This is a genomic window from Nocardiopsis sp. LOL_012 (assembly GCF_048060475.1).
GTDB lineage: Bacteria > Actinomycetota > Actinomycetes > Streptosporangiales > Streptosporangiaceae > Nocardiopsis.
This window is the reverse complement of the sequence record NZ_JBHMIV010000005.1, coordinates 20558-43533: the sequence shown is the minus strand read 5'-3', so window position 1 is coordinate 43533 and position 22976 is coordinate 20558. Positions and strand designations below refer to the sequence as shown.

Genomic DNA, 22976 nt, shown 5'->3' with positions numbered 1-22976 from the left:
TCCACTTTCGCACGGTCCGTTACCGCAGCTCGAACTGGTCGCGCAGCAACGCGGTGTGCAGCCGCAGCGTACGTCCGTCCGGGAGAGTCTCCAGGACCTGGACACCGTCGTAGTTGAGCAGTTGGCGCAGGATCGCGGAGAACCCGTCCGCTCGGGCCTGGGGGTGGCCGACGCGCTGGGCCAGGGCGGTGGTGGGCAGGGTCCCGACCTCTACCAGGATCGCCACGGCCTGCTCGATCCGGTCCATGGTGGCCTTGTTGGGCCTGCGCGCGAGCAACTCCACCTGGGCCTGGAAGGTCTCGGTCGCCATGAGCCGGACGGCCAGATCCTCCCTGAGCGAGGGAAGCCCGGGACCTTCGCCCGGACTGGCGGGAGCGGGCGCGGCCACCTCGAACAGCGCGCTCTGGTCCCGGTCGACCGGTGTCTCCTTGGCACGCCTGCGAGCCGGACGAGTCCCCGTTCCCGTGTCTTCGATCCGAAGCGCTGCCTCCTCCCGCCGCTCGGAGTCCGCCGACCACCACCCCGGATGCTGGTCGCCGAGCTCCCGCCACCCCTTCGGCGGTTCGGCGCCAAAGGGCAGGAACGCCAGGACAGGGATGGTGAATTCGGCGGGGGAGGCGCCGCCGTGGTACCCGGCCTTCTGGGAGGTGTACCGGGAGTCGGCGTCCCACAGGGCGACGATGTCCGCGCCAGGCTCCGGCCACACAACCCGGCGCCCGGACAGGGCGATCTCGCTCTCCTGAATCAGCCCGCCGGGCTCACGGTGGCGGGCCGAGGCAGCCGTGTCAGCGGCGACGGCGACGCCGTGGCGGTCCACCACATGCCCGTGGTCGCTGGTGACGATGACGGCCATGCCCTGTTCGGAGGCCACCCTCAGAAGACTCTCCAGCTTGCCGATGTCGGACAGGCGCCAAGCACCGTCACCAAGCTTCTGCTCCTTGGCGAGCCGGTCGTCGATGGTGTTGAGCACCACCGCCACGTGCGTGTGCTCGTCGGCGAGCGCCTCGTCCAGCCCCGCCCCGAACATGTCCCCTGTGTCCGGGGCACGCAGCTCATCCTTGTGGAAGACGGCCGCTGGCGCGCCCCGCCAGAACCGGTGCTGGGGGAACAGTCTGCGCTCGTCGGCCTGGGCACCTTTCACCAGACGCCCGGCGAACAGCGAGGTGCGCGACACCGCGGTGAGCGTTGGCAGAGCCGCGGCCATACCGCGCCTGCGCGGGGAGGCCTCGGCATCATCAGGCACAGGATCGTACTCGGCCCACGTGCGCCGCATCACCTCGGCCAGCTCCGTGGCGATCGCCGCGCTCATACCGTCCAGGAGCAGAAGCAGGACCCGGTGTCCGTCCCGGTGCGCCACCACAGGTCCGACCACCCGCTCCAGGAAGGTCTCCACGGTCAGCATTGAGCCGGGATCGGTCCCCGCGGCCGTCCACGTGGCCAGAGACCGTGCGAAGGAGCGGTTGATCCCGTGCAGCCGTTCCCGGACGCGCTCGCCCAGCCGGGAGTAGGCCTCCCGCAGCTCCGGATCGTCATCGCCGCCAGCCTCGATATGGTCCAGGGCCCTGTCCACCCATCCGGTATCGGTGATCTGGCGCTCCACACCGGCGGCGACGAACCCGGTCTCAGGGGAAGGGTTCGTGGCCAGCCACCGGGAGAGGCGCTGCCCCATCCGGACCCGCTCGATCCGAACCCGGGAGGTCGGCTCGTGCGCGAGCTCGTGCGCGTCCAGGCTGTCCACGGCCGCCGCGACCGCGAGGGGGGAACCGTCGGCCAGGGCTTTGCCCGCCGCGGTGAAACGCGTGGCCAGCCCTTCCCTCATGACCGGGCTGAGAGCGGCTGCTTCCCGGGCACCGAACTGGTCCGCCAAGCGCGAGGCACGGTCCAGCACGGGACCGGTGATCCGCAGCGCCTCACGTGCGTTCTCCCTATCCCCGAGCCCGACCTTGAGTAGCACGGCCGTGTACGTCGCGCAGGTGTCACCGAACGAGGTGAACAGCGCGTCCAGTGCCTCGCCCGCGGCGGGTGGCTCCTCGCCGAGCCACTGCTCGGCCCGGCCCCGCGCTCGGTAGGTGGCCGCCTCCGCGGCGTGGTCACTGCTCCACAACGCCGAGCACACCAGGCCGAAGGCCACCGCGTCCGGCCCGTGCCCGGCCACCGCCAACGACATCAGGATCTTCCCAGCGTTCCCGGCCTGCTCGGGTTCGCCGAGGAAGGCGGTCAGCCCCCTTCGCTCGGGGCTGCGCAGGGACGAAAGGAGTCCCGACGCCCCCGGCACCAACGACCACCGCAGCAGCGTGTTCGCGTCCAGGTTTCCCCGGTGCTCTGATAGCGCGGCCTCTACCCCATCACCGATCCGCAACCGTCGCAGCGCCAGTGCTGTCAGGGCCGAGTGGCGGGACAGGACACCCCCGGCGAGCTGTGGCCAGCCGCCGGGAGGACGGGCGTCCAGCAGAGCCTCAGCGGCCCAGTCCTCGTCCTTGAGCCGGGGATCGATGTTTTCAGCTCCGAAAGCCTCCCGCACCACGTCCCACCGGTCTACGGACTCCACGCGATGCTTGTGCGCACGGGCGAGCAGCCCTTGGTCGAGTTCGGTCTGTTCCCGGTCGGTGAGGACCACCAGCACCCGTGGGTCGGTGGAGTCCTCAAGGTGGCGCAGGACCAGCTCGTGCACGGCCAGCGGTGAGGGCGCCACCGCGACTCGGGCGCGCTGCCCGCCGTTCCAGTTCAGCTCCGGAGGCCCGGACCACTCCGGTACCGAACGCAGCAAGACCACGCGGCGCCTGCCATTCCCGGCCAGCGCCTCACGTAGGGACGACTGCGAGGCCAGGTACTGGGTGAGGGCCGCGGTGGTCAGCCGCACCGTGGTGGGGGCGGTGGGAGCAGCGGGGGCGGTCGTGGCGTCCATCAGTCCACGACCTGCCAGGTGATCTCGACGGTGGCGCCGGGCTGCTCTTGGGCCAGCGCGGCCAGTTCGTTCTGCAACCGTCTGACGGCCTCGCTGGCCGCAGTGCGTGTGGTGCCCGAGCGCCTGGCAGCTCCGGTCCGGGAGCCCGTGTCCTGGCCACTGCTGGCATCCAGGGTGTCAGGCACTGGCGGGTGGCTGGATTCGCCGCCCAGGTCCACATCCTCCGGGCGTGGGCGGGGACGCATGGTCTCGGGGCGGACCTCCTCCCTCTGGTTGCGCTCGATCAGCGCGGTCACCTCGCGGCGCGTCCGTTCCAGGGCCGCTTCCAGGTCGGCGGTGCGCTGGTCGTCGCGGGCCACACCACGCAGCGACTCCAGGAGGGACTCGCCCTCGGCGCCCTGCCCACGCGCCAGCTTGAGCACGTCCCAGGAAGCTGCGGATAGTGCCTGGGCGACCTTGTCCGCCTGCTTGATCGAGGTGCCGTACCGGTCGGCACTGACGGGACCAAGGTCGAATCGTGCCAGCGCCTCGATCGTTCGCTTGGCGGCGCCGCTCCCGCTCTGTCCCCGATCGGTCAGCTCGTCGAGCAGCGCGACAGCGCGCCTGGCCAGTGCCATGCGGTCGCTGTCCTCGGTGCCGTCCAAGCCGAGGAACGCCGCGTGCTCCTCCAGCTTGCGAACCAGGTCCGCCGCCGGCCCTTGGAACTCACGTCCCCTGGCCGTGATCCGCCCGGCGAAGTGGTTGACCATGCGGCCGCGCCGGATGCTGGGCGCCTTCTCCCCGAAGATCGCCTCGAAGCGCTCCCGGGCCCGGTCCCAATCCTCCTTGGCGGGGCGGGGTTGGTCGCGCAGCGCGTCACTGGGCCGGAGCCGCGACAGTTCCGGGACCGGGTCCAACGGCACGCCCCCGCGCACCCACACCCGGTCGTCGTACTCTCCGAAGGAGGCGGCCACCAGCGCGGTCAGGAAGGGCTCCAGCCCCATTGGTTCGGGGACGTCGGTCCAGTCAGTCAGGCGGGTCAGGCTCAAGTCACCGGTCTCGCCCTCGGCTCGGGCACGGGCGCGGAAATGCTCGGCCCAGCGGCCGGACAGCTCGAAGTAGGCCTCTTTCTGCTGGCCGAGCCCGAGCGGTTCGGCGACGCGCTTCATGACGGCGCGATCCTTGGCTGGGACCTCGACGCGGCGCTCGTTGCTGTTCGCGGCGGCCTGCACGTGGGTGAACACCGTCCTGGCGTCGGCCGTGCGCACGGCCTTGCCGCTGTCGTCTGGGTCGAAGTCGGGGTGTTTGGGGAACTGGTGCGCCAGCAGCTTGCCCGCGATGTGCCGGATGCCGTCGCGCATCGACTGCCCGATGGAGACCTTCAGGCCGCCGACGTCTGGCAAGGCGTGGAAGTGGTCGTCAAAACCCAGCGTGACGTTCTCGGCCTGCTTGTCGCCCAACCCATAGGCCTGCTTGAAAGCCGCCTTGACTTGGCGTAGGAGCGTTTTGCGCTGGGACTGCAGCAGACCCTTGGCGCGCTCCTTGTTGTCGGCGTTCAGGTGGGCGGCGTACTGGTTGGCGAACCTGGCGTCGTCGGCCAGAGCCCGGTCGATCTTCACGAGCCGACGGAAGTCCGCCCACCGCTGTGCGGACAGGTGGGTGGGGATCCAGGCGACCGTCTGGGACAGCTCACCCCTTCCCTGCCCCTGCCTCTCCCGCAGAGTGGTGATCCGGTTGACGTCGTCGGCGGGGTTCCGGTCCTCCTCGTCGTAGGGCAGGTCGACGATGATCCGCCACTGGTTCTCCATCTGCGGCTGCATGTCGTGGTCGGGCAGCTCGTCGCTGTCGGCGACATTGCCGAAGAGGACCTCCACGGTCCGCTGGGAGCCCCGCCACACCAGGTGCAGCTCGTCCGCGCCCAGGCGGCCGTCGACGCGCTCCACCCCGAGCTCCTCGGCCAGCAGCCGTTTGGCCAGAGCCCGCCGGTTGCCCGCGTTGTCGTTGACGTCGGCGTTCTGCACGACCGAGTTGACGTCGACCCCGGTCAGCTCCAACCGGACACCAGGGTTGGTGGTGGTGCCCGTTTCCTTGATCTCGGGGAAGCGGGCGGCCCACTCGGCCACCTTGTTCTGGACGATGCCCACCTCGCCGTCCGGCAGGGGGGAGACGATCGATCCGTGGTTGAGCGCTGCCAGGCGGCGGATCGTCAGGTCGTTGAGCGCTGGGGCGCTCGGCGCTAGAGCTGACAGCAACAGAGTGCAGACCAGGCGGTTGTCCCCGGAGAAGGCCCGGCAGCGTCCTTTCAGGTCTTGGGAGCCGATGCTCTCGGGCCGGTTGGCGTACTGGTCGACGTCGTCGTCGGTGATGCTGTAGGTGTTGAGCAGGTAGGGGCGGATCTGGTTCCGGTACAGCTTGTCAGCGGCTTCGAAGACCGACTTCAGGTTGTCCGTGAACGGACGCTCCCCGCCCTGGGCGATCAGCGGGTACAGGTCGCCGACCGCGACCAGGTCACCCAGGCGCAGGCTGTCACGGTGGTCGGCCAGCAGCTGCCCCATCACCTTCAGGCCGGTACGGGATCGCTGGAGCGCCGAGGACAGGTGCACCAGGGTGTCCATGAACGCGGGGGAAAAGGGGTAGGTCAGCCGGAACGACGCCTCGTCGGCGCCGGTGGTGCTCTGGTCCGAGCCCAGCAGGGTGTCCCACACCTGGGGGCCGCCGGCCCTCTTGGTGCGTTCGAACGCCTCGTCGATCAGGCGCGCCTTGCCCTCCCTGGGCTGCAGAAGACGGGCCTGGGTGATTTGCGGGAGGTTGCGGTCCTCCAGGTTGATCGGATCGATCCGGCCCGAGGCCCGGTCGATGATGTCCTGGGTAGCGTGCTCGGCGGCGCCGAACGCCTCCTCGCCGAGCAGTTCGCGCAGGTCGCGTTGGCGTGCGATGAAGGAGACGATGGGGATGGCCCGCTGGGCGTCCCCGCTCTCCACGAACAGACTGAGTTTGTTGGCTTCACGGGCCAGGAACTTCTGGTCGTGCAGGAGACCGGCCAGCCACAGGATCAGCTCGTCCAGAAACAGGACCAGCCCGTCATAGCCCAGAGACCTGGCGTGCTCGGCGATGACCGACAGCCCCCGGTCCAGGGAGACGAACCCGTGCTCGTTCTCGGCGGCGTCGTCGGCGAACCCCGTCACCAGCCGGGTGCTCGCGTCGTCGACCAGTCTGGCCCGCAGTTCGGCGGGGGAGGACGGGTCGACGAGGTTCAGCTCGGCGCCCTTGGCGGCCTCCGGGGCGCTCAGAGCGGTGTCGAGCAGCTCGGGTGTCCACTCGAACGACTCGTCCTCCCACTCCTCGTCCTCGTCCTCGGGGCCACTGAGGGTCTTGATGAACATGGCGTCGCCCATGGACCCGCGCAGGGAGCGGAGGGTGTCGAACAGGGCGTCGGTCCGGTACACCTGCGGAACCGGCGCGTCTGGGTGCAGCGTCCGAACGTGCCTGACGTAGTCGCCCAGCACCCGCTGTTCCATGGCCTTGGCCCCAAGCATGTGGTAGGGCACCAGCAGGAACTTGCGGCCATCGGAGGCGAGCCACTCGTGCTTGGTCAGCACCGGGTCGAAGTCGCCCCGGGAGCACACGGCCGGGTGGTTGGTGAGCAGGGCGTGCAGCACGGCCATGAAGTGCGACTTACCGGAGCCGAACGAGCCGTGCAGGTAGACCGCTTTCGAGGTCCGCCCCTCCAGCGCGGCCCGGATGTAGCCGAGGGCCTCGTCGAAGTTGTCGCGCAGGCGGTCGGTGACCACGTAGTCCCTGAGCGCGGCCTCCGCGCCCTCGGGCGTGGTCGCCTCGGCAAGGCTCAGGACGAAGTCCGAGGTGGAGATGGACTCCTTGATGTCGATGACGTCCCTGAGCAGGGGCTGCTGTGCCATGGGGGTGTTCGCCTCTCCTTAGCTTGCGCTGGCTCGGCTGGGGAGCGGGTGGGCCGTGCGGTGGCGGTTACTTCTTGGCGCCGCGTCGGCCGCGGGTGGCCGCCGGCGGGCGCCAGGCCTTCAGTTTGTCGTCGGTCAGGCCGTGCTCGCCCTGCTTCTGCTGGCGGAACCCGGAGAAGAACGCGGCGGGGGAGCCTCCGTAGGCGGCGTCGAACTCGCTGTGCCATTGTCCCAGCCACGGCTGGAGCTCCAGCAGACCGGCGAGGAACGGGGCGATCTCCTCGTCGGACATGGCCTGGACGGAGATGTGCGCGGCCAAGGCTCGCGCCTGTTCGGCGTGGTCCCAGCCCGCCCAGCCGTACAGGTCGGGGGTGGCGGTGTTGGTTGAGCCGTAGGAGATGAAGCGCTCCTTGGGCACGTCGAGCTTGCCGCGCGCCTTCCAGAAGGAGGGGCGCAGGAAGTCGGCCGAGGTGTACTTGGGTGGGACCTTGGTCTTGGCGCGGATTTTTCGCTTGGCGGGTTCGTCAGGCGCCGCGTCCTCTTGGCGCTGGAGTTCCCAGGTCTGCTCCCAGTCAGCGCGTTTGCGCAGGCCGGTGGGCTTGTAGCGCAGGGCGGAGATGAAGGGGACATGCTCGTCGGTGATCAGGTCCGCGACCAGGTCGGCCAACTCCTGCCGGGGCGCGTAGATCTGCGCGACGGAGACGAAGTCCTCGTCTAGCGTGAGCGCGTCAACGAGTTGCGACAAGGTGAGCAGTGCGGGCTGATCGTTGTAGTCGTACCAGAGCTCCCGAGCCTCCATACGGTCCAGCAGCCAGGAGCACAGAGCCTTGTCCTGGAGGGCATCCCAACCGTCGGTGGCCCAGCGGCGCTTGTACTCGGGGCGCTCGACCATGCCGATCGCGCGGGAGGACTCCATGGCGCCGATGCGCTTTTGGACGACCTTGCGGTAGGCCTCAGGCCAGTGGGCAGGGATCTCCGTGATGGGGGTGGAGCCGTGGTGCCGCTTAAACCACTCGTCGGAGGCCTCGGCAGCGGCGACTCGGCGGGCGAGCACGATCTCGAAGGCGCGCTCACCGAGCGCGATCTCGCTGATGTCGACGGAAGCGGGGGCGCGCAGGTCCTCGTCATGCAGGTTGTAGAGGGAGTAGACCTGCCAGTCGAGTTCTTCCTGAAGGAAGATCATCTGCCTTCGGATGGACTCCCAGGCAGCCCGAGCTTCGCGGAGAGCGGCAACGGTGGGAACCCCGTCGGAGGCCACGGAGGAAGGGCTGGAAGCGGTCAGTTGCTGAGCGAGAGCGTCCAGGGCGGTGCCCAGCTCGGTGGGGTACTCAGCCGGAAGGGGAAATTCCTCCAGCTTAGTGCCAGTGAACTCATAGAAGCTCTCCCATGCGTACCGTCCAGTCCCCCGCTCACCACCTCGATTCCCCTTATCGTGACTCACCATTTTGAGCCAAAAGCAGGCAGTAGAGCTGTTGAGGAGCCCAGTCAACCGCAGGAACTCCTCTTCGTTTGCCCCTTCTCGAAGTTTGATTACTGGTGCGGTTCGATTAAATAGTCGGCCACTTCGGTCGAGTGTAAAATGGTTGTGCGAGGAAACGAAGGCAAAGCCGATGCCAATGTCGCTTTTTAGCTTGCTTGAGTAGTTTTCTAGGTGCACGTACCAGGCGCGACCATTTTCCTTCAGGGTCTTCCCAAAGATCTTCCGGTTTTGCAGTCGAGTTCTATCCAGCCAAAGATGCTTGGCGGCAATCGGATCCGACTCGCTCAGAAGTTCAGAGTGACTCTGGTTCGCGTATGGATTGCTCACCTGAATGGGCTCGCCAAAGATGAAGTCTCGCACGATTTCGCCCACGATCATGGGGCGAATTCGATTTTCAAACTTTCGCCTCTTGGCGGCCGTTGCATCTGGCCAGAAGAAGATGTCATCTGCCCCTGTGGATGTGGTGCGGCCGATGCTGGCCGTCCGATTCTTAAGCGTCTCTGTGGAAGATTGGTGAATCTGTTCCACCATTTCCAATCCGCCATCGGTTAGAATCCATGGTTGCTTGCTGAAGTAACGTCGGTGGTCAAGATCATCGACGGAAATCCATTGGCTGACGGATCCTGGGTTATCGATTTGCTCTACGATCGAGCGCCATACCAGGCCATCCTCGGCGTTGTCGGGCGTGGACGGCTCCCCCTGGACACTACGAACGGTTCGAATCGTCCCCGAGCGCTCCTTGCCTGCACGGCTCCTACCGACAAGAATGACGGTCGGGGTTCCGTGTCCTGGAATAAAAGCCCCAGAGGTGTCAATGACCTCGGTCAACTCGACCTGGTGGGCGAAGTAGTCCTCGATCAGCTTGGCTCCAAACTCCCTCTTCATGAAGGAGTTCGCGGTGATCTGGCCTACCATGCCATAGCCGCGACCGTCAGAGTCACCCTGCTTGGCCAGCTCGAAAAACCGCTGCGCGAAAGGAACTGTCAATGCGTATCCACCAGCGCAGGCCTTGTACAACCTGCGGTAGGCCTTGTTGAGACTGGGGTCAGCCACCTGAATGTACGGCGGGTTCCCCACGACCACGTGGTATCGACCCTGCTCCAGGATGCCCTTGTGCTCGTGGACGTCCTCTGTCGCGTAGGCGAACGACGCCAACGAGTCCCCGGATTCCTCCAACTCCAGCGCTAGCTCGAGCTGCCGGGCTTTGATCAGTGAGTCACCGACCGCCAGGTGGATCGGCCAGTCGTACTTGCCCGCTTCAGCGAAGGTTCGAATGTCCGCCGCAGCCATGGCCGCCACCAACAACCGGAACCGGGCGATGGCCACCGCGAACGGGTTGATGTCCACCCCGTGTACCGAGTCCAGCGCCGCACGCACCCGCTCGTGCGTGTCACGGCCCGGCTGGCCCTTGGCCCACAGCTTCACCAGACGCCTGAACGCACCCAACACGAAGTGGCCTGACCCGCACGTCGGGTCGATCATCTTCAGTTCCTGGTAGCCGAACTCCCGCACAGCAGGGTCCATCGTCCGATCGAGGATGAACTCCTCTACGAACTCCGGAGTCTGGAGCAACGCATACGCCTTGCGCGCGTTCTCCGACAGATCCTGGTACAGATCGCCCAGGAACCGGGTATCCCAGCCCTCGGTTCCGTCGTCGTTCAACGGGTCAGTGAAGTCATGGACAAGCACACCCTCGGCGTCTCGCTCACGCCAGAACTCCACCAGGCTACGTGCACCATCATGGGAGAGCGGAATCTGGAACAGCGGGTTGTGCCTGGAGTCGAACAGCAACTCACCCACGTGCCCCGAGCCCAGCTCCTCGAAGGCCTTCTCCAACCAACCGCGGTAGGTGGGATCCTCGTCGGTCTCCACGTACGCGCCGTACCGGGCCTCTGCCAGGTCCCGTCGTTCGATGTCGGGTCCGGTCAGATACGGCTCGGGGATCAGCCGGTTGTCCTCGGCGAACCGAATGAACACCGTGCCCAGCACCCACGCGGCGGCGGCCTGGGTGATGCGTTCGGTCAGCCAGGAGCTCTTCGTCGCGGCGGTCCGGTTGAGCCTTGCCGCAGTCTTGTACTCGGCATCCAGGCTTGCTGCGACCTCAGGCAGCGCCTTCACCTGTGCGGCGAGGTCGGACTCGGTCTCACTGACCTGCTGCTTCAGGTCGTCCAGCAACGCCTTCTGGTCAACCACGCGGTCTCTCCCAGCCCTTCAACCTCGCGCGGACCGGCTAGCCGACCCGCCGCCTCACACTGCCTGTCCCTTCCGCGCTACGCACGAGCGCGGTGTTCGTTCTTCGCCCACGAGTCCGGCAGCTGGATCCACTCGCCCAACCCCGCCTGATAAGGGACGGCGACCGCCCCGATTCGCGGGTCTCGGGCCGGGTCGTCCTGCGGGCACAGCATCCACAGGCTCGAACCGCCCTGCCGTGAGACCTCGGCGAGCCGGTGCAGCACGTCCATCGCGTCGTAGCGAGCGAACACCCCAGTATCGGTCATCAGCACAGGCACCTTCGCCCCACCGCCGTCCAGCGCCAACAGCTCCCGTAGCCACGGCTCGACGCGGCCCCACGCCGTCGTGACATAGTTGGCGAAGTTCCTGGCCGATCTGGACCCCGGTTCGGCAGCGTCCGCCCTCAGGACTGTCTCCCACCTCAGCTTGGGTTTGGGGTCCACCAGCTCGTGCATGGCCACGAGGAACAGACCGGTCACCGAGACTGCCCGGGCACCGAACCGGCTCCCTGCCCCGGACAACTCCTCGACCGCGCTGGCGCTCATCCCGGCGCGCACGGTCAGCACCCGGAACCCGTCCCCGCGCGCCGCAGCGAGTAGCTGTTCCTCGGACCGGAGGGCAGCGGCAAGTCGTGGGTCGTCGGAGTACCGGGTGAACGTGCTGGTCCGGGTAGTGCGCCGTTGCCCGACCATGGTCCGGTAGCTGGACTCTGCCGATTCCTTCGGCGGCAGGTAGCGCAAGGTTCCGGTGTTCCTGCGTGTGGACAGCTCCAGGCCGAAACCGGCGTCCTTCAGCGCCCTGGTGAGCGGGCCGTCGACGGGCAACTCGCGACTACCGTGGGCATCCACCAGTTCCGGGAACCGCGCCCGCACCCGCTCGTGCACCTCCTCCGGGGTCAGCCCGGGCTGGTTCTCCCACGGCAGCGGGCCTGGAATGAGCCGCACCAGCCCTGCCTGGGCCAGGCGCAGCGCTCGCACCAGTGACAGGTCGCGTGGGTAGATCTCCAGGCGCGGGGTCACCGCCGCGTTGGTAGAGGCCGCCGCGGCCACCTCCACCAAGCGCCGCTCGTTCCACTCCACCGTCCCCGGCGGGGGGTCTATCGCGCCCAGCTCGGCGAGCACGGTGGCCGTGGTGGGCAGTGTGTCCAGCTTGCTCAGCCGGTCGGCGGCCCGGCCCAGGCGCGTCGCGTAGTCGAGCAGTCCGGGGGCGGACGGCGTGTCGGGGGAATCGTCCTCACCGACCTCCAGGGCCAGCAGCCCTGCGCTCATTCCTTCGTCCTTGGCCTTGCGGTTGGCCTGGTGCCGGAATGCCGCCTCCTCAGGGACGAGCTGTTCGACCTCCACCACGGCGCGCACCGCGGCCAGTGCTAGGGCCCGGCGCTGCTCGCGTCCGCGCAGTTGGGTGCCGCGGCGCACGGTCAGCGCGTCGGCGATCTCGGCCGCGGACGCGATCCGGCCCAGCTCCTCCAGCAGGCCGAGGACCTCGTCGCGCAGGGCCTGAACGGCCGGCAGCTTCTTCCAGCGCTTGCGCTGCTCCTTGATGGCCCTCGATATGCTCCCCGCGCTCGGTCCCAGGGCCTTGGCCACGTCCTTCTGCATGGGCCACACCCCGATCTCCGGCAGCTCTCCCCGCTCATCGGGCAGCCGAAGCAGCAGGCGCACGGCCTCCACCGAATTCCGGTTGGAACCGTTGTTGTTCGGTTTCGGCACGAACACGGTGGCCAGGGCGTCCAGGCTGACCGAGCGCAGGGCGCCGCCCGGCAGGGTGGAAGCGCTGTCGTGCTCCACGAGATGGTCGGTGAGGGTCGACTCCAGACTGCTGCGCTCGAGCTCCTCCTCGGCCTTCTTACGGCCCTCGGGCGTGAGCGGTGAGTCCGGGGTCCGCCGGAGCCGTTCACCCCACTCGCGCTGTCGCCGCTGAATCTCGCTGCGGGTCTTGGCACCCAGGCCGGGGGCGTTGAGGAACTTGCGCTGGCTGTGGTCCAGCAGCTCTCCGACCGTGGTGATCCCGAGGTCGTACAGGAAGGACTCGGCGGTTGGGCTCAGACCGGAGGTTGATAGGTGGGTCTCGTGCGTGGCCGCGCGGGCCTGCTCCTCCCTTTGCTGCTCGGCGGTCAGGGGCTCGGCGTCAGGGATCCGCAGGGCGGACGCGGACTCGTCGGCCCCATTGGTCCCGTCGGAGGCTGGGGCGGCCGTCGTCTCCGGGGGGCGTGTGAGGGGGTGACCCGAGGACGGCCTGGTTTGGGCGTCCAGGAAGATCTTGCGCCACCTGTCCCTCATGGGCTTGAGGTCGGGGAAGCGCCTGGCGGCGTCGCGGTGCAGCGCCTTGCGGAAGAACTTCTTCAACCCCTCGCGCACCGCCGGGTCGAAGGCCTCGGCGGCGATCTCGGGGTAGGGCCATTCCTCGGGGTCGATCTGCGCTGGGACGACGCTGCCGTCACCCCACCTGGGTAGCTCGCCCGAGGCCATCTCGTGCAGTGTGGCCGCGATGGCATAGCGCTCGGCGTGGTTGTCATAGACCGAGCGCTTGAGCCCCCCGATGAACGGGTCGAGGTAGCCCTCGGTGCCCGCTTCCTTCTCCTTCGCCGGATACCCGGCCAGGGAGAAGTCGATGAGGACCAGCTCGCGCGTGCGGTTGGGACGAACCCGGACGGCGATGTTGTCCGGCTTGATGTCGCGGTGCCAGACCCCTTCCCCCTCCAGGAAGTCCATAGCGCCGAACAGGTAGTCGCCGTAGGCTTCCAGCTGGTCGACCTTGAGGCGCCCGCCCTCGCGCAGCTGGCGGGCCACGGTCTCCTCGCGGCGGCGCGGGGCACTGCGGGAGGAACCGCGTTCCTCGTCCGGGCGCTCGTCACCGACGTATTCCAACGCGAGGACGGTACGCCCGCCGATGGTCAGCGGACTGGGTTCGACCAGGCGGATGATGCCCTGGTGCAGGCGCAGGCCGCTGAGGATCTCGGCTTCGCGGGCCAGGATCTGCCCACGGTTGTCGGACAGAGCCACCTTGAGCACGGCCAAGGGGCGCGCGTTCCGGGCCTGCGGGTCAACGGTCAGGTCGCGTACCAGGAAGGCGCGGCTCGTGGAGCCGGTGCCCAGTTGGCGCTGAACTTCCCAGCGGCCGTCCAGGACGTCACCCGGCACGGCCTCCAATGGATCCTGCTCGGGCTCATGGGGGACGTCGGAAGGTGTGCCTGGAGCGGTCAGGGAGTCCTCGACACATTCCAGTATGTCCAGGAACTCATCGACGCTGGCGAGGCGTTGCTCGGGGCGGTAGGCGGTGGCGAGTTGCACCAGCTCGTCGATGTCCTGGGACAGCCCATCCACGAGGGCGCTGGGGCGCAGACCCTCCCCGGCCTCCAGTTGGGCAAGCAGCTCGGCTTGGCTCGCGGCTGGGGCACGGCCGGTGGCCAGCAGGTAGGTGAGCACTCCCAGCCCGTACACGTCGAGGTGGACCGGGTCGGGGCGGCTGGCAGTCAGCTCGGGTGCGAGGTAGGCGTCGGCCTTGTCGGAGACGTGGCCGAGGGACAGCGAGGTCGAGGCGAAGCGTCGAGTGTCGTCCGGACTGGTACGGCGCAGGGCGACCTGCCAGTCGGAGATCTGCAACCGAGGAGCGAGCCATCGGGCGTCTTCGCTGCCGCCCTTGCCCGTGCCCGGGAGTACGTGTACTGAGTGCGCGGACAGCGTGCGGTGGTGGATGCGGCGTGAGTGCGCCGAGCGCACGGTTTCGGCGAGCTGGCGTACCAGGGACATCCGGGTGAGGATGTCGAGCCTGTCCCCATACTGAATGAGGTACTCGTCCAGGCGCAGTGTCCCCAAGTGATGCTCGAAGACCAGGGCGGGTCCGGAACGGTGGCCGGAGGGATCGTAAGTCTTGACCCTCACAACCCCAGGGTGCTGAAAGCGGGTCAGGACGTCCGACTCTCGGCGGGCGGCATTCTCCACGGACCTCTTCATGGCGGCGCTGGCGCCGCGCTCGACGAGGTAGACGCGCACGCGAACCTGCTCGTCCAGTTCCGTGTGGCGGGCCACGTGGTCCACCCAGGTGGGACCGGTGTCGAGCGGCTTGCGGTCCAGCAGGTAGGGGCCCACCTTGAACTGGGCGTCGCTGCGGTCGATACCGACCTGCTTGAGCCCGTTGGCGATTGCGGTGGCCCGGGGGCTGGTGATGCGGCGCCGCACGTCGTAGGGGGGACGCTGCAGCATCTCCAGGAGCGAGCTGACGAAGTGGACGCCGTTCTGGTCGTTGGTGGGCAGCCGTAGCCGAAGTGAGGAGTCGGTGAAGCACACCGAACCGGACACATAGACGCCCTGTACACCTTGCTGCCTGAGCAGCCCGGCCAGTTCCTTGGCCTTCTGCTCCACCAGGTGTCGGGGGTTGGAGTGCGGCAGCCTGCTGCCGTTCGGCCGGGTCTGAACCCAGCTGCCGTTCTCGGTGGTGACGCTGCCGCGCCAGCTCTTGAGCTCCACCATGTGTAGGCCACTGGGCGAGAGGACGAGCAGGTCGACCTCGCGGACGTGCCCGGAGCCTGCGGTGAAGGTGAAGTTGGACCAGGCGCGCCAGACCCCGGTGTCAGGAAGGCGCTCACGGATGGTCTCCAGACCGCGGTGCTCGTGGTCGAAATCCGACTCGGTGACGGTGGTCCACCGGCCCTCACGCATGTGCCGCTCCGTCCCGTCTCGCTCTGTCGGTAGCCGAAGAACCGTTCTACCTTCAGTTTTCCCAATGCAGGCTATCGGAGCTGTGTGACACCAAGTGAGGACAAGGGTCCCGAATCGGACTGGCCGGTCCCCCACCACTGGCCGATAGCGGTCATACAGTGGGTTGCGCCAGAGGTGGGGGTATGCAACGCCGCTCAAAACGGTGGCGAGCATTGAGCATGAGCGTGGTTCAGGTGCGCTCGCGTTGCGGGAGGAACGGGCTCGTAGCGACCGTTCCTTCCTCTGCTTCCTGTGGTCGTATCGTCCCGCCACGGCCTGGAGGGTCGGTTGCCCTCAGCGGCGCCACCACTGAGGACGCCGCCGGTCGCGGTAGTGCCAACCCCCTTCGTGCGTGCCCCCGTGGTCCGCGTCCTTGTACTCCGTTCTGTACCGGTATTCACGGTGTGGGCCGTGCGGACTCCAGTAGCCGAGGAAGGGCCTCAGCTCATCCGGTGAGGGTGCGGCATCGAAGTCCTGGCTTTGGACACCGGAGTCGGAGCGGACGGGATCCCACCGCTCGGCCGTCTCCTCTCCCCACCGTGCCCATAGCATCAACCGCTCAGCCTGCAGGGAGCCCCCGCACTCCTGGGCCTCCTCCTCCAGAACTCTGCAGAAGACGCGGATCTCACTGACGGTGTTCCACGACTCCAGGGCTTCCCGGAACACCGCGCTCCGCCTGGCCGCGATGGCGTGTTCCGTGGCGTCGGCCATGGCCTTCTCCCATTCGGCCTGTTCTCGGAGCCGCCTGCGCCTCTCCCGCTCCTCCCGTTCCCTGAGCTGCCGCTCCCGGGCGAGCCTCGCTTCCTCTGCGGCCTTCGAACGGTGCTCGAGCTCGGGAACGAGGTCACGGACCTGGTTCTCTAGACGCCGTCGCCCCTTGTCCCTTGTCGCCCCAGTCCGTGGAATCGGCGTGTCCTGCGGGCGAGACCATGAGTTGGAGGCGACCGGTCCATCTGAGTTCGTACACGGGACGCGGCAACAGGTAGCGGTTGTGTGAGCGTTTCCTGATCCGTGTGTCCGAGGGCTTCTCCACCCGCTCGCGCTCTTCCGTCACCGTCAGGTCGTACTGGTGTCCCTTGACCGTGACGAACAACGTGGTGCCGTTGCGTCTCTTGGCCAGGACCAGCCGATACCCCTTCCTGCTCAGGACTTTGCCGAGGGACTCGACGACGACCAGCGCTCGCGGGCGAAGGGCTTCTGAGACCTCCAGCGGCGAAGGGTCGCGTCGGAGCTCTTCGAGAATGGCGGTCGTGCCGGTGTACGTGCTGCCGGTGGTGGTCCGGATCTTGTTCCACTCGGTCTCGCCGCCGTTCGCCGGGTCGACCAGACAGACGACCAGGTCTCCTGTACTACGCCCTGTGTACTTGAGGGATTTACCCTCGGGCACGAGGTTGTGCCGCTTGGCACGGTCGATCGCCCTCCGATAGCGCGCCCGGGTTTCCATGTCAGGGTTCTCGATGTGGAGGACACCTCCTCCGGCGTTCAGGTCGGCGATCAACTTCGCGGCATCATCCGAAGAGGCGGAGCGGGAAGCGCGAGCTTTCTTCCGCTCTGCCTCGGCCGGGCGTTCCCTTTCCTTCGCGCCCTTCCCGTCGGAGGGCCTGTCCGGATGGTGGCCGTGCTCCAGGTAGAAGCGACCGGCATCCGTGACGCGGGCTTGCCACTTGCCCTGCTTCCTGCCTGCCGTGACGAGGCCCCGGTCGCGAAGCGCGTAGGCCGACCGGCGGTACTTGACGCCTTCGTGGTCGCTGAGGTCGACGCCTTCAGCGATCTTGGACAGCACCGAGAGCTGCAGTTCATTGAGTGGATCCCAGCGACGCATAACCCTTCCTTCTACGGCTCCGAGGCCGCTGACCAGTTGAGGGAGAGGCTGGCCAGTCGAGGGTGTTGGGGATCCGAACCTACAGCAGCACGTCATAGCGAGAGGTGCTAACCGAAAAACGGAGGCATCTCTGTCGAGAAGAAGAATCCCGGAAAGTTCCCGGTCCTAGGTTGCCGACTCGAGTTGCCGAAGGTCTCTGATCGGATACGGCGACGGACCTGGCTTCGAGGGAAGGGACTGCTCGCGCCTGGTTTCCGTCCTCCAGCAGTACGGGGTCCAGATCGGTCCGCTGTGTTCGGCCTTGATGAGGACCGTACGTTCACGGGCCAGAAGCCTCGGGGGCGGCTACACAGGGGGAAGCCGTGAGTCGCCCATGCGGGTACTTGGGTTTCCCGACAAGCCGACATAACGTTGTGACCAGTGCAGATACCCTTGCCGATCGTCGGTGGAACAGAGTGGTACAGGGGTGGACCATGGTGGTACAGGTACACGGTCGTCCTGGTACGTCGTTGGACACGGCGGCGGACCAGTATGGTTCGGCGGCTCGTCGTGGCGCGTTCTTCGAACGCCGAGTGGGCCAAGCTGTACAGGGCTGGTTGGAGGGCTTGCCGGGCGTGTACCACCTCTTCCATGACCTGGTACGCCTGGACCACGTCACCGGTGCGGGGCTGGCTCCGATGTCGTTGGGGCTCGCCAACATCGATCACCTGGTACTGACCGGGGCGGGTTGGTTGCTCATCGACGCCAAGGGGTGTGGAGCCGGGGTGCTGGGCACCGATGCCCGGGGCAAGGGCCAACTGACCACTCTTGCCGGGGAGCGAGTGGCCCAGCCGTGGATGGACACCAGCCGCTCCTACTCCCAGGCTGGAGTCGTTTACCGCTTCACCAACGGTAAGACGGGCCAGTTGGTGTGGGTGGTTCCTGAGGGCACGGACATTGACGAAGCCTCGGCTGCACAGGCACGCATCTTCGAACGTGGCGGGACATTGTGCGACCTGACCGAGATCGTCTCCGGAGCGCTGGAGCCCATGCTGCCTGACCCCGTGCCGGTCGATCCTTGGGACCTGGAGCGTCTCACCGGTCACCTCTCCGCGTCCTGACCGGAGAGTCTCATGCGCGTACGGCTTCGGGGCGGACCAGGGATCGGAGACACCTTGCCGAGGTTGACCCAATGGTTAACCGGGCGCTGCGGGCACCAGTACAGGATGGTGTTCAGCCTCGCTGTCGTGGCCGAACGCAGTAAAGCCTGACAGGTCAGGGGATGGGGCGCGCCCGGCAAACTCCGACATCTTCTTCTCTTATATGAATCATTGAAGAGAAAGATCATACCCCCATGCTCTCCTCATCTCATGCTTCGCTAAGACCGCGATCTCAACCTGTCTCTGATTCCTGTTTCTCCAGACTATTCTGGTCTACCCTCCACGTTCCTTCACCGTCTCATGGTGTGACTCCCCATCCTCACGCACAGATTCACGGATCCTTGTTCCCCCAACTGCTCATCACCCACCTCGACCTGTGCTCAACCTCTTCAGATGAACGCTGACGCCTTGTGGGAGCCGGAGGCTAGGGAAAGTCGAGGAAAGGCATCTGAACTCCTCAACGGCCCCCTGGAGGGCGTTTGGGGCATGAGCCCGTGTGCTTCGACTTCAAGGCGTGCGGTCTCGATTCCCCTCAAGTGGGAGGGCGGTGGGGTCTTTTCTCCTCTCCGGGAGTGGGGGCCACGTCAGCGGACTCGATCGCCTGATTCCTCGCGTCACGCGCTTGCGGGCGACCCACTTCCTCCTTGCGACGGGATCTGTTCCCACACCGAGGAGGACGACGATTTGCCGATCCGCACGATCGAGGCCAGTTCGCTGGCACAGCAGGCGCAGGCGGTGCTCTATCAGCACCGGCTGGTCACCAGTTGGCCCGGCTCCTCACCCCGGACGCCACCTCACGGAGATACATGCTCCATGTCCTGCACCACCTGCGACGCCGAGGGTTGGTCGACCGGGTGGTGCCTCCGGGGCGCCAAGCGCACCGCTGGTTCCTCACCCCGGTCGGAGCGCGCGCGGTTCAGGAATCCGGACAGGTTCTGGCCCGCCCCTACCGCATGAACCCCGAACGCGCTTCGGGTCCGCTCGCCCAGCACATGCTCTCCGTGGTGGAGATGGGCCTGGCCTTCTTCGAGCATGCCCGCATCCTGGGGGACGACTTCGAGCCCCTGCACTGGATCCCGGAGGTGGCGCATCGGTACGCCAAGGGCGGAGGAAGGTTCACCGACACCCACGTGATCAGTGACGCACTGATCCATTACATCGCCGTACGCCCCAACGGGTTCCGCGTGCAGTACCAGTTCCTGGTCGAGGTGGACCGGACGACCATGCCCGTGTCCCGGCTGGCGGCCAAGCTCGTGGCCTACGCCCGCTACTTCGACCACCACCCCCTGCGCAAACTCAGGAGCGCCGCGGACGGGCCGGCACGCCCTGCGTGGCAGAAGCGGTATCCGCGCTTTCCGCGGGTGCTGCTGGTCCTGGACGGAGCCAACGAGCGGTGCCTGGCCAACCGTCGGCTTGACCTGGTCAGGTATGTCCAGGCCTCGCTGTATCTGGTGGGAGGCCGGGACGGGTTCGGGATCGGGTGTGCCACGATGCCTGACCTGGTGGAGCACGGGCCACGGGCACGGATCTGGGTCAACCTGGTCGACCCTCAGCAGGACGGTGAGCGGTTCACGGACTTCACCCTGGGGCTGGGGCCTCGCCGTTGATCTGCCAGGGCGATGCCGACCGGTGATGGTCGGGCTCCTCTGGCCCCGGGCATAGCGGGCTCGGGGGTACGGGCATCCCGTGCCCGTACCCCCGAGATCATCCAACCCTCTGCCTCGCCGCGCAGCCACAGGCCGACGCGGCGACGTCAAGAGCTACGCGCTGGCCGTGGTCGTGCTGCGGTAGCGAACGTTGCTGAGCGCTTCGAGGGCGCTGTCGTCGGCTTCGGGCAGGGTGTGCAGGTAGCGCTCCGTCGTGGTGATGGAGGCGTGCCCCAACCGGTCCCGGACCACGGTCAGGTTGGCGCCCCCGGCAAGGAGCCACGAGGCGTGAGCGTGTCGTAGCTGGTGCGGGGTTGCCGACTTCGGCAACCCCGCCTTCTCCCTTGCCGGGTGCCAGATGTTCTTGCGGAACCAGTCCGCCGGGATGTGCCCGTCGGTGGTGACTTTCCTTCTCCTTCTCGGCTTGTCCTTGCCCTCGGCTCGACGGACCGCGCGGTAGTGGGCGAAGGCGGCACGGCAGTACTCACAACGGCACCTCCCGTTCGTGTACGCGGTGGTCGAGCCGTGCTCGTATCTCCTCCCCTCGTCGTTGGGCGCGGTGAGTCCGAGATCCACCCCATCGGGCACCCCCGGAATCGGAGCGTCGTCGTCTTGCTCGGGGAAGGAGAAGAGGAGGTCGTCGTCTCTGATCCCGTGGGCCATGGCGAAGGCGAGGATCTTCTTCACCAGGGGACGGCTCAGCTTCAGACGGCGGAACTTGCGGTCCTTGGGGTACTCCTTGACCAGGAACCGTCCGCCGGTCGGGTGCGCCTTCGCGGTGAGCTCCACGACGGACCGGCTGACGGTGAGGATGCCCGTCGCCCGGTCGATGTCCTTGAGCCGGATCTCGCTGAGTTCGCCCCACCGCAGCCCGGACTCGATGTCGAACTCGACCAGGAGCCGGAACCGCTCGCCCTCGATCGCGTCGTGGAAGCCGGAGAACTGTTCGGGGGTGATGATCTCGAACTGCTTCTTGCCGACTGTCGGCAACACCACGCCCTTGCAGGGGTGGGTGAAGATGACCTGGTTGACGACGGCCGAGGTGAAGACGGCTGACAGGACCGTGGTCATGCGGTGGATGGAGGAGGCGGCGAGCCCTTCCTTCTGGCATTGCCGGACCCAGCTCTGGACGTGCTGGGGCAGGATCTCGTTCATGCGCATCCTGCCGAGCTCGGGGATGAAGCGCTTGTGGACGAGGTAGGTGACGTTCTGGCGGGTGGACTCCTCCATGACGTGGTCGGGCAGCCAGGTGTCCAGGACGAAGTCGGCGAAGCGCTGGCGTCCGTGCCTGGTGCTGGTGACGCGGCCCTCGGCGACCTTGGCCTCGGCGCGCTGCCACGCCCTGTCGGCCTCCTTGGCGGTGGCGAAGGTGCCCGCCGAGCGCTCGTCGCCCTTGATGTCGGTGTAGTACGCGGTGAAGCGTGTCCCGCCCCTGGTGCCGGTGCGGGCGCGTGAGAATCCCACGTGGACAGACCCCTGTCTTGACCGTGATCTGACCGTGTGACCGTGCGGCAGGGCACGGTACCCGGTGTCACTCCGCGAACGGCAGAAAGCCGCTCAACAGGGGAAAGGCCGTTTCGGCGGGGGCTGTGACGGGCCGTCCCAGGGGGCGGATGATCGCTGATAAGGATGAGGCCCCAGGTTCAAGTCCTGGTACGCCCACCAGCCAAAAGACCCGCCGAATCATCGGCGGGTCTTTCGCGTATCTGCTGAAGAGTACTGCTTCGGCCCCTACGAGGCTGTGCCTTGACGGTGGGCAGGGCGCAAGGACTCCGCGGGATCGGAAGAAGCCCACCTGCCCACCCTGTCGATTCGGTGGACCGGGTCGGCGGCTCCGAACCGGTCGGCTGGTCGCCGCCTTCCCGTCGTCAGGTCACTCGGTCCAGGCGCGCTTGGCGAACGCCCTGTCAAGCTCGGTGTGGAACAGGTGGTTGGTGTAGTTGCTGATGGTCTTGACGGAGATGGCCAGCAGCACCTGCAGGATGTCGGTCTCGGTGTATCCGGCGGCGAGGAACGCGTCGACCTGGGCCGCGGTGGGCAGGCCGCGGCTCTCGACGAAGGCCTCGGTGAAGGTGGCCAGGGCGTCCAGCCGCGTGTCGGGCAGCGGCTTGCCGTCGCGGACGGCGTCGGTGATCTCGGTGGGGATTCTGCTCATGTCGGCGAGAGAGCTGTGCGCGGCGACGCAGTAGGTGCAGCCGTTGAGTCGGCTGATGGTGAGCAGGACGGTCTCCTGCTCCGCCGGGGTGAAGCCCGAGTCGGACCGGAAGGCGTTGTAGCCGTGGAGGAAGGTTTCCAGCAGGCTCGGGGCGTTGGCCATCGCCGCGTACATGTTGGGAACCATCCCGATCTGCGCCTTGACCTTGGCCAGTGCCCCGGTGACGGCGGGGTCCGGGTCCTTCGCCGTGCGGAAGGGCAGGGAGAGCAGCTGTTCGGTGTGCGCCATGTGGACTCCTCAGGTCGCGGCTTATTTCTGGAGTGAATGATCCCGAATTGTTCTGGAGTGTACACTACACAAATGAGGCAAGACCGATCCGAGCACTCTCGTCGCGGAAGGCCGCGTTCCTTCGACCTCGACGCGGCCACGGCGGCCGCGCTGAGCACGCTGTGGGACAAGGGCTATGAGGGGACGACCGTCGGGGACCTCGTCCAGGCCACGGGCTTGGCGCCGTCCAGCCTGTATGCGGCCTTCGGCAGCAAGCACGGGGTGCTGGAAGCCGCGCTGGCGCGTTACGACCGGGACCGCGAGGATCTTCTGCGCCCCCTGGAACACGGGTCGAGTGGCCTGGCGGACCTCAGTGCCTTTCTCGACGCCGTCCGCAGCGGTCTGACCGAGCCGGGCCCCCCGGGCTGTTTCATGGTGACCACGGCGACCGAGGTGGCCCCGCGCGATGAGCGGATCGCCGAACGGGCCCGCCGCTACGGCAAGCGTGTCCGTGAGGGCATCGCCACCGCGCTGGACCGTGCCGTCGCACGGGGGGAGATCCTCCCCGGTGACGTCGCTGACAGGGCCAGGCTCCTGCAGGCCGCCTTCGTCGGGGTGCAGGTCACCGCCCGCTGTGGCGCCACGGACGAGGCACTGGCCGTGGTCGAGTCGATGAGACGCCAGGTCGAGCGGTGGGCGGCACCGCAAGCCCGGTAGGGGCGGCCGAGAGGGGAGAC

11 protein-coding genes are annotated in these 22976 nt (G+C 67.2%); 3 read left to right on the top strand and 8 right to left on the bottom strand.

Annotation, left to right across the window (positions count from 1 at the left end):
• Window positions 1-19: 19 nt before the first annotated feature.
• The 6 genes from pglZ to ACFHWE_RS04600 all read right to left on the bottom strand — a co-directional run bounded on the left by pglZ (window position 20) and on the right by ACFHWE_RS04600 (window position 17032).
• A complete protein-coding gene (gene pglZ, locus ACFHWE_RS04625) occupies window positions 20-2905 on the bottom strand; it encodes a BREX-2 system phosphatase PglZ (RefSeq protein ID WP_416599341.1) in 2886 nt (961 codons plus the stop codon).
• Entirely contained in the window at window positions 2905-6801 is a 3897-nt protein-coding gene (pglY, locus tag ACFHWE_RS04620; RefSeq protein ID WP_416599340.1) for a BREX-2 system ATPase PglY, read from the bottom strand. Before pglY ends, pglZ begins: the two co-directional genes overlap by 1 nt.
• 67 nt (window positions 6802-6868) lie before the next feature.
• Window positions 6869-10474, bottom strand: a complete 3606-nt coding sequence (pglX, locus tag ACFHWE_RS04615; protein WP_416599339.1) for a BREX-2 system adenine-specific DNA-methyltransferase PglX — start codon at window positions 10472-10474, stop codon at window positions 6869-6871.
• A gap of 77 nt (window positions 10475-10551) precedes the next feature.
• Window positions 10552-15171, bottom strand: a complete 4620-nt coding sequence (pglW, locus tag ACFHWE_RS04610) for a BREX system serine/threonine kinase PglW (protein WP_416599338.1) — start codon at window positions 15169-15171, stop codon at window positions 10552-10554.
• A gap of 333 nt (window positions 15172-15504) precedes the next feature.
• Window positions 15505-15921 (bottom strand): hypothetical protein, encoded by a 417-nt coding sequence (locus ACFHWE_RS04605; protein WP_416599337.1) that lies wholly within the window; start codon window positions 15919-15921, stop codon window positions 15505-15507.
• 133 nt (window positions 15922-16054) lie between these two features.
• Entirely contained in the window at window positions 16055-17032 is a 978-nt protein-coding gene (locus tag ACFHWE_RS04600; protein WP_416599336.1) for a hypothetical protein, read from the bottom strand.
• 473 nt (window positions 17033-17505) lie between these two features.
• On the opposite strand from ACFHWE_RS04600, the gene ACFHWE_RS04595 reads away from it, so the two are divergent.
• Both ACFHWE_RS04595 and ACFHWE_RS04590 read left to right on the top strand, forming a co-directional pair.
• A complete protein-coding gene (locus ACFHWE_RS04595) occupies window positions 17506-18132 on the top strand; it encodes a nuclease-related domain-containing protein (protein ID WP_416599335.1) in 627 nt (208 codons plus the stop codon).
• Between the two features lie 845 nt (window positions 18133-18977).
• Entirely contained in the window at window positions 18978-19778 is an 801-nt protein-coding gene (locus ACFHWE_RS04590) for a replication-relaxation family protein (RefSeq protein ID WP_416599334.1), read from the top strand.
• 153 nt (window positions 19779-19931) lie between these two features.
• Here the strand turns inward: ACFHWE_RS04590 and ACFHWE_RS04585 are convergent, their stop codons facing one another.
• On the bottom strand, window positions 19932-21281 hold the full coding sequence (locus ACFHWE_RS04585) for a tyrosine-type recombinase/integrase (RefSeq protein ID WP_416599333.1): 1350 nt from the start codon (window positions 21279-21281) through the stop codon (window positions 19932-19934).
• 409 nt (window positions 21282-21690) lie between these two features.
• On the bottom strand, window positions 21691-22260 hold the full coding sequence (locus tag ACFHWE_RS04580; protein ID WP_416599332.1) for a carboxymuconolactone decarboxylase family protein: 570 nt from the start codon (window positions 22258-22260) through the stop codon (window positions 21691-21693).
• Between the two features lie 72 nt (window positions 22261-22332).
• Between ACFHWE_RS04580 and ACFHWE_RS04575 the strand changes: the two genes are divergently transcribed.
• Window positions 22333-22956, top strand: a complete 624-nt coding sequence (locus ACFHWE_RS04575; RefSeq protein WP_416599331.1) for a TetR/AcrR family transcriptional regulator — start codon at window positions 22333-22335, stop codon at window positions 22954-22956.
• Window positions 22957-22976 lie beyond the last annotated feature (20 nt).

Bases quoted from the DNA above. Each gene is read 5' to 3' on its own strand.
- pglZ (WP_416599341.1), bottom strand. From the start codon at position 2,905: ATGGACGCCACGACCGCCCCCGCTGCTCCCACCGCCCCCACCACGGTG.
- pglY (WP_416599340.1), bottom strand. From the start codon at position 6,801: ATGGCACAGCAGCCCCTGCTCAGGGACGTCATCGACATCAAGGAGTCC.
- pglW (WP_416599338.1), bottom strand. From the start codon at position 15,171: ATGCGTGAGGGCCGGTGGACCACCGTCACCGAGTCGGATTTCGACCAC.
- ACFHWE_RS04605 (WP_416599337.1), bottom strand. From the start codon at position 15,921: ATGGCCGACGCCACGGAACACGCCATCGCGGCCAGGCGGAGCGCGGTG.
- ACFHWE_RS04600 (WP_416599336.1), bottom strand. From the start codon at position 17,032: ATGCGTCGCTGGGATCCACTCAATGAACTGCAGCTCTCGGTGCTGTCC.
- ACFHWE_RS04595 (WP_416599335.1), top strand. From the start codon at position 17,506: ATGGTGGTACAGGTACACGGTCGTCCTGGTACGTCGTTGGACACGGCG.
- ACFHWE_RS04590 (WP_416599334.1), top strand. From the start codon at position 18,978: ATGCTCCATGTCCTGCACCACCTGCGACGCCGAGGGTTGGTCGACCGG.
- ACFHWE_RS04580 (WP_416599332.1), bottom strand. From the start codon at position 22,260: ATGGCGCACACCGAACAGCTGCTCTCCCTGCCCTTCCGCACGGCGAAG.
- ACFHWE_RS04575 (WP_416599331.1), top strand. From the start codon at position 22,333: ATGAGGCAAGACCGATCCGAGCACTCTCGTCGCGGAAGGCCGCGTTCC.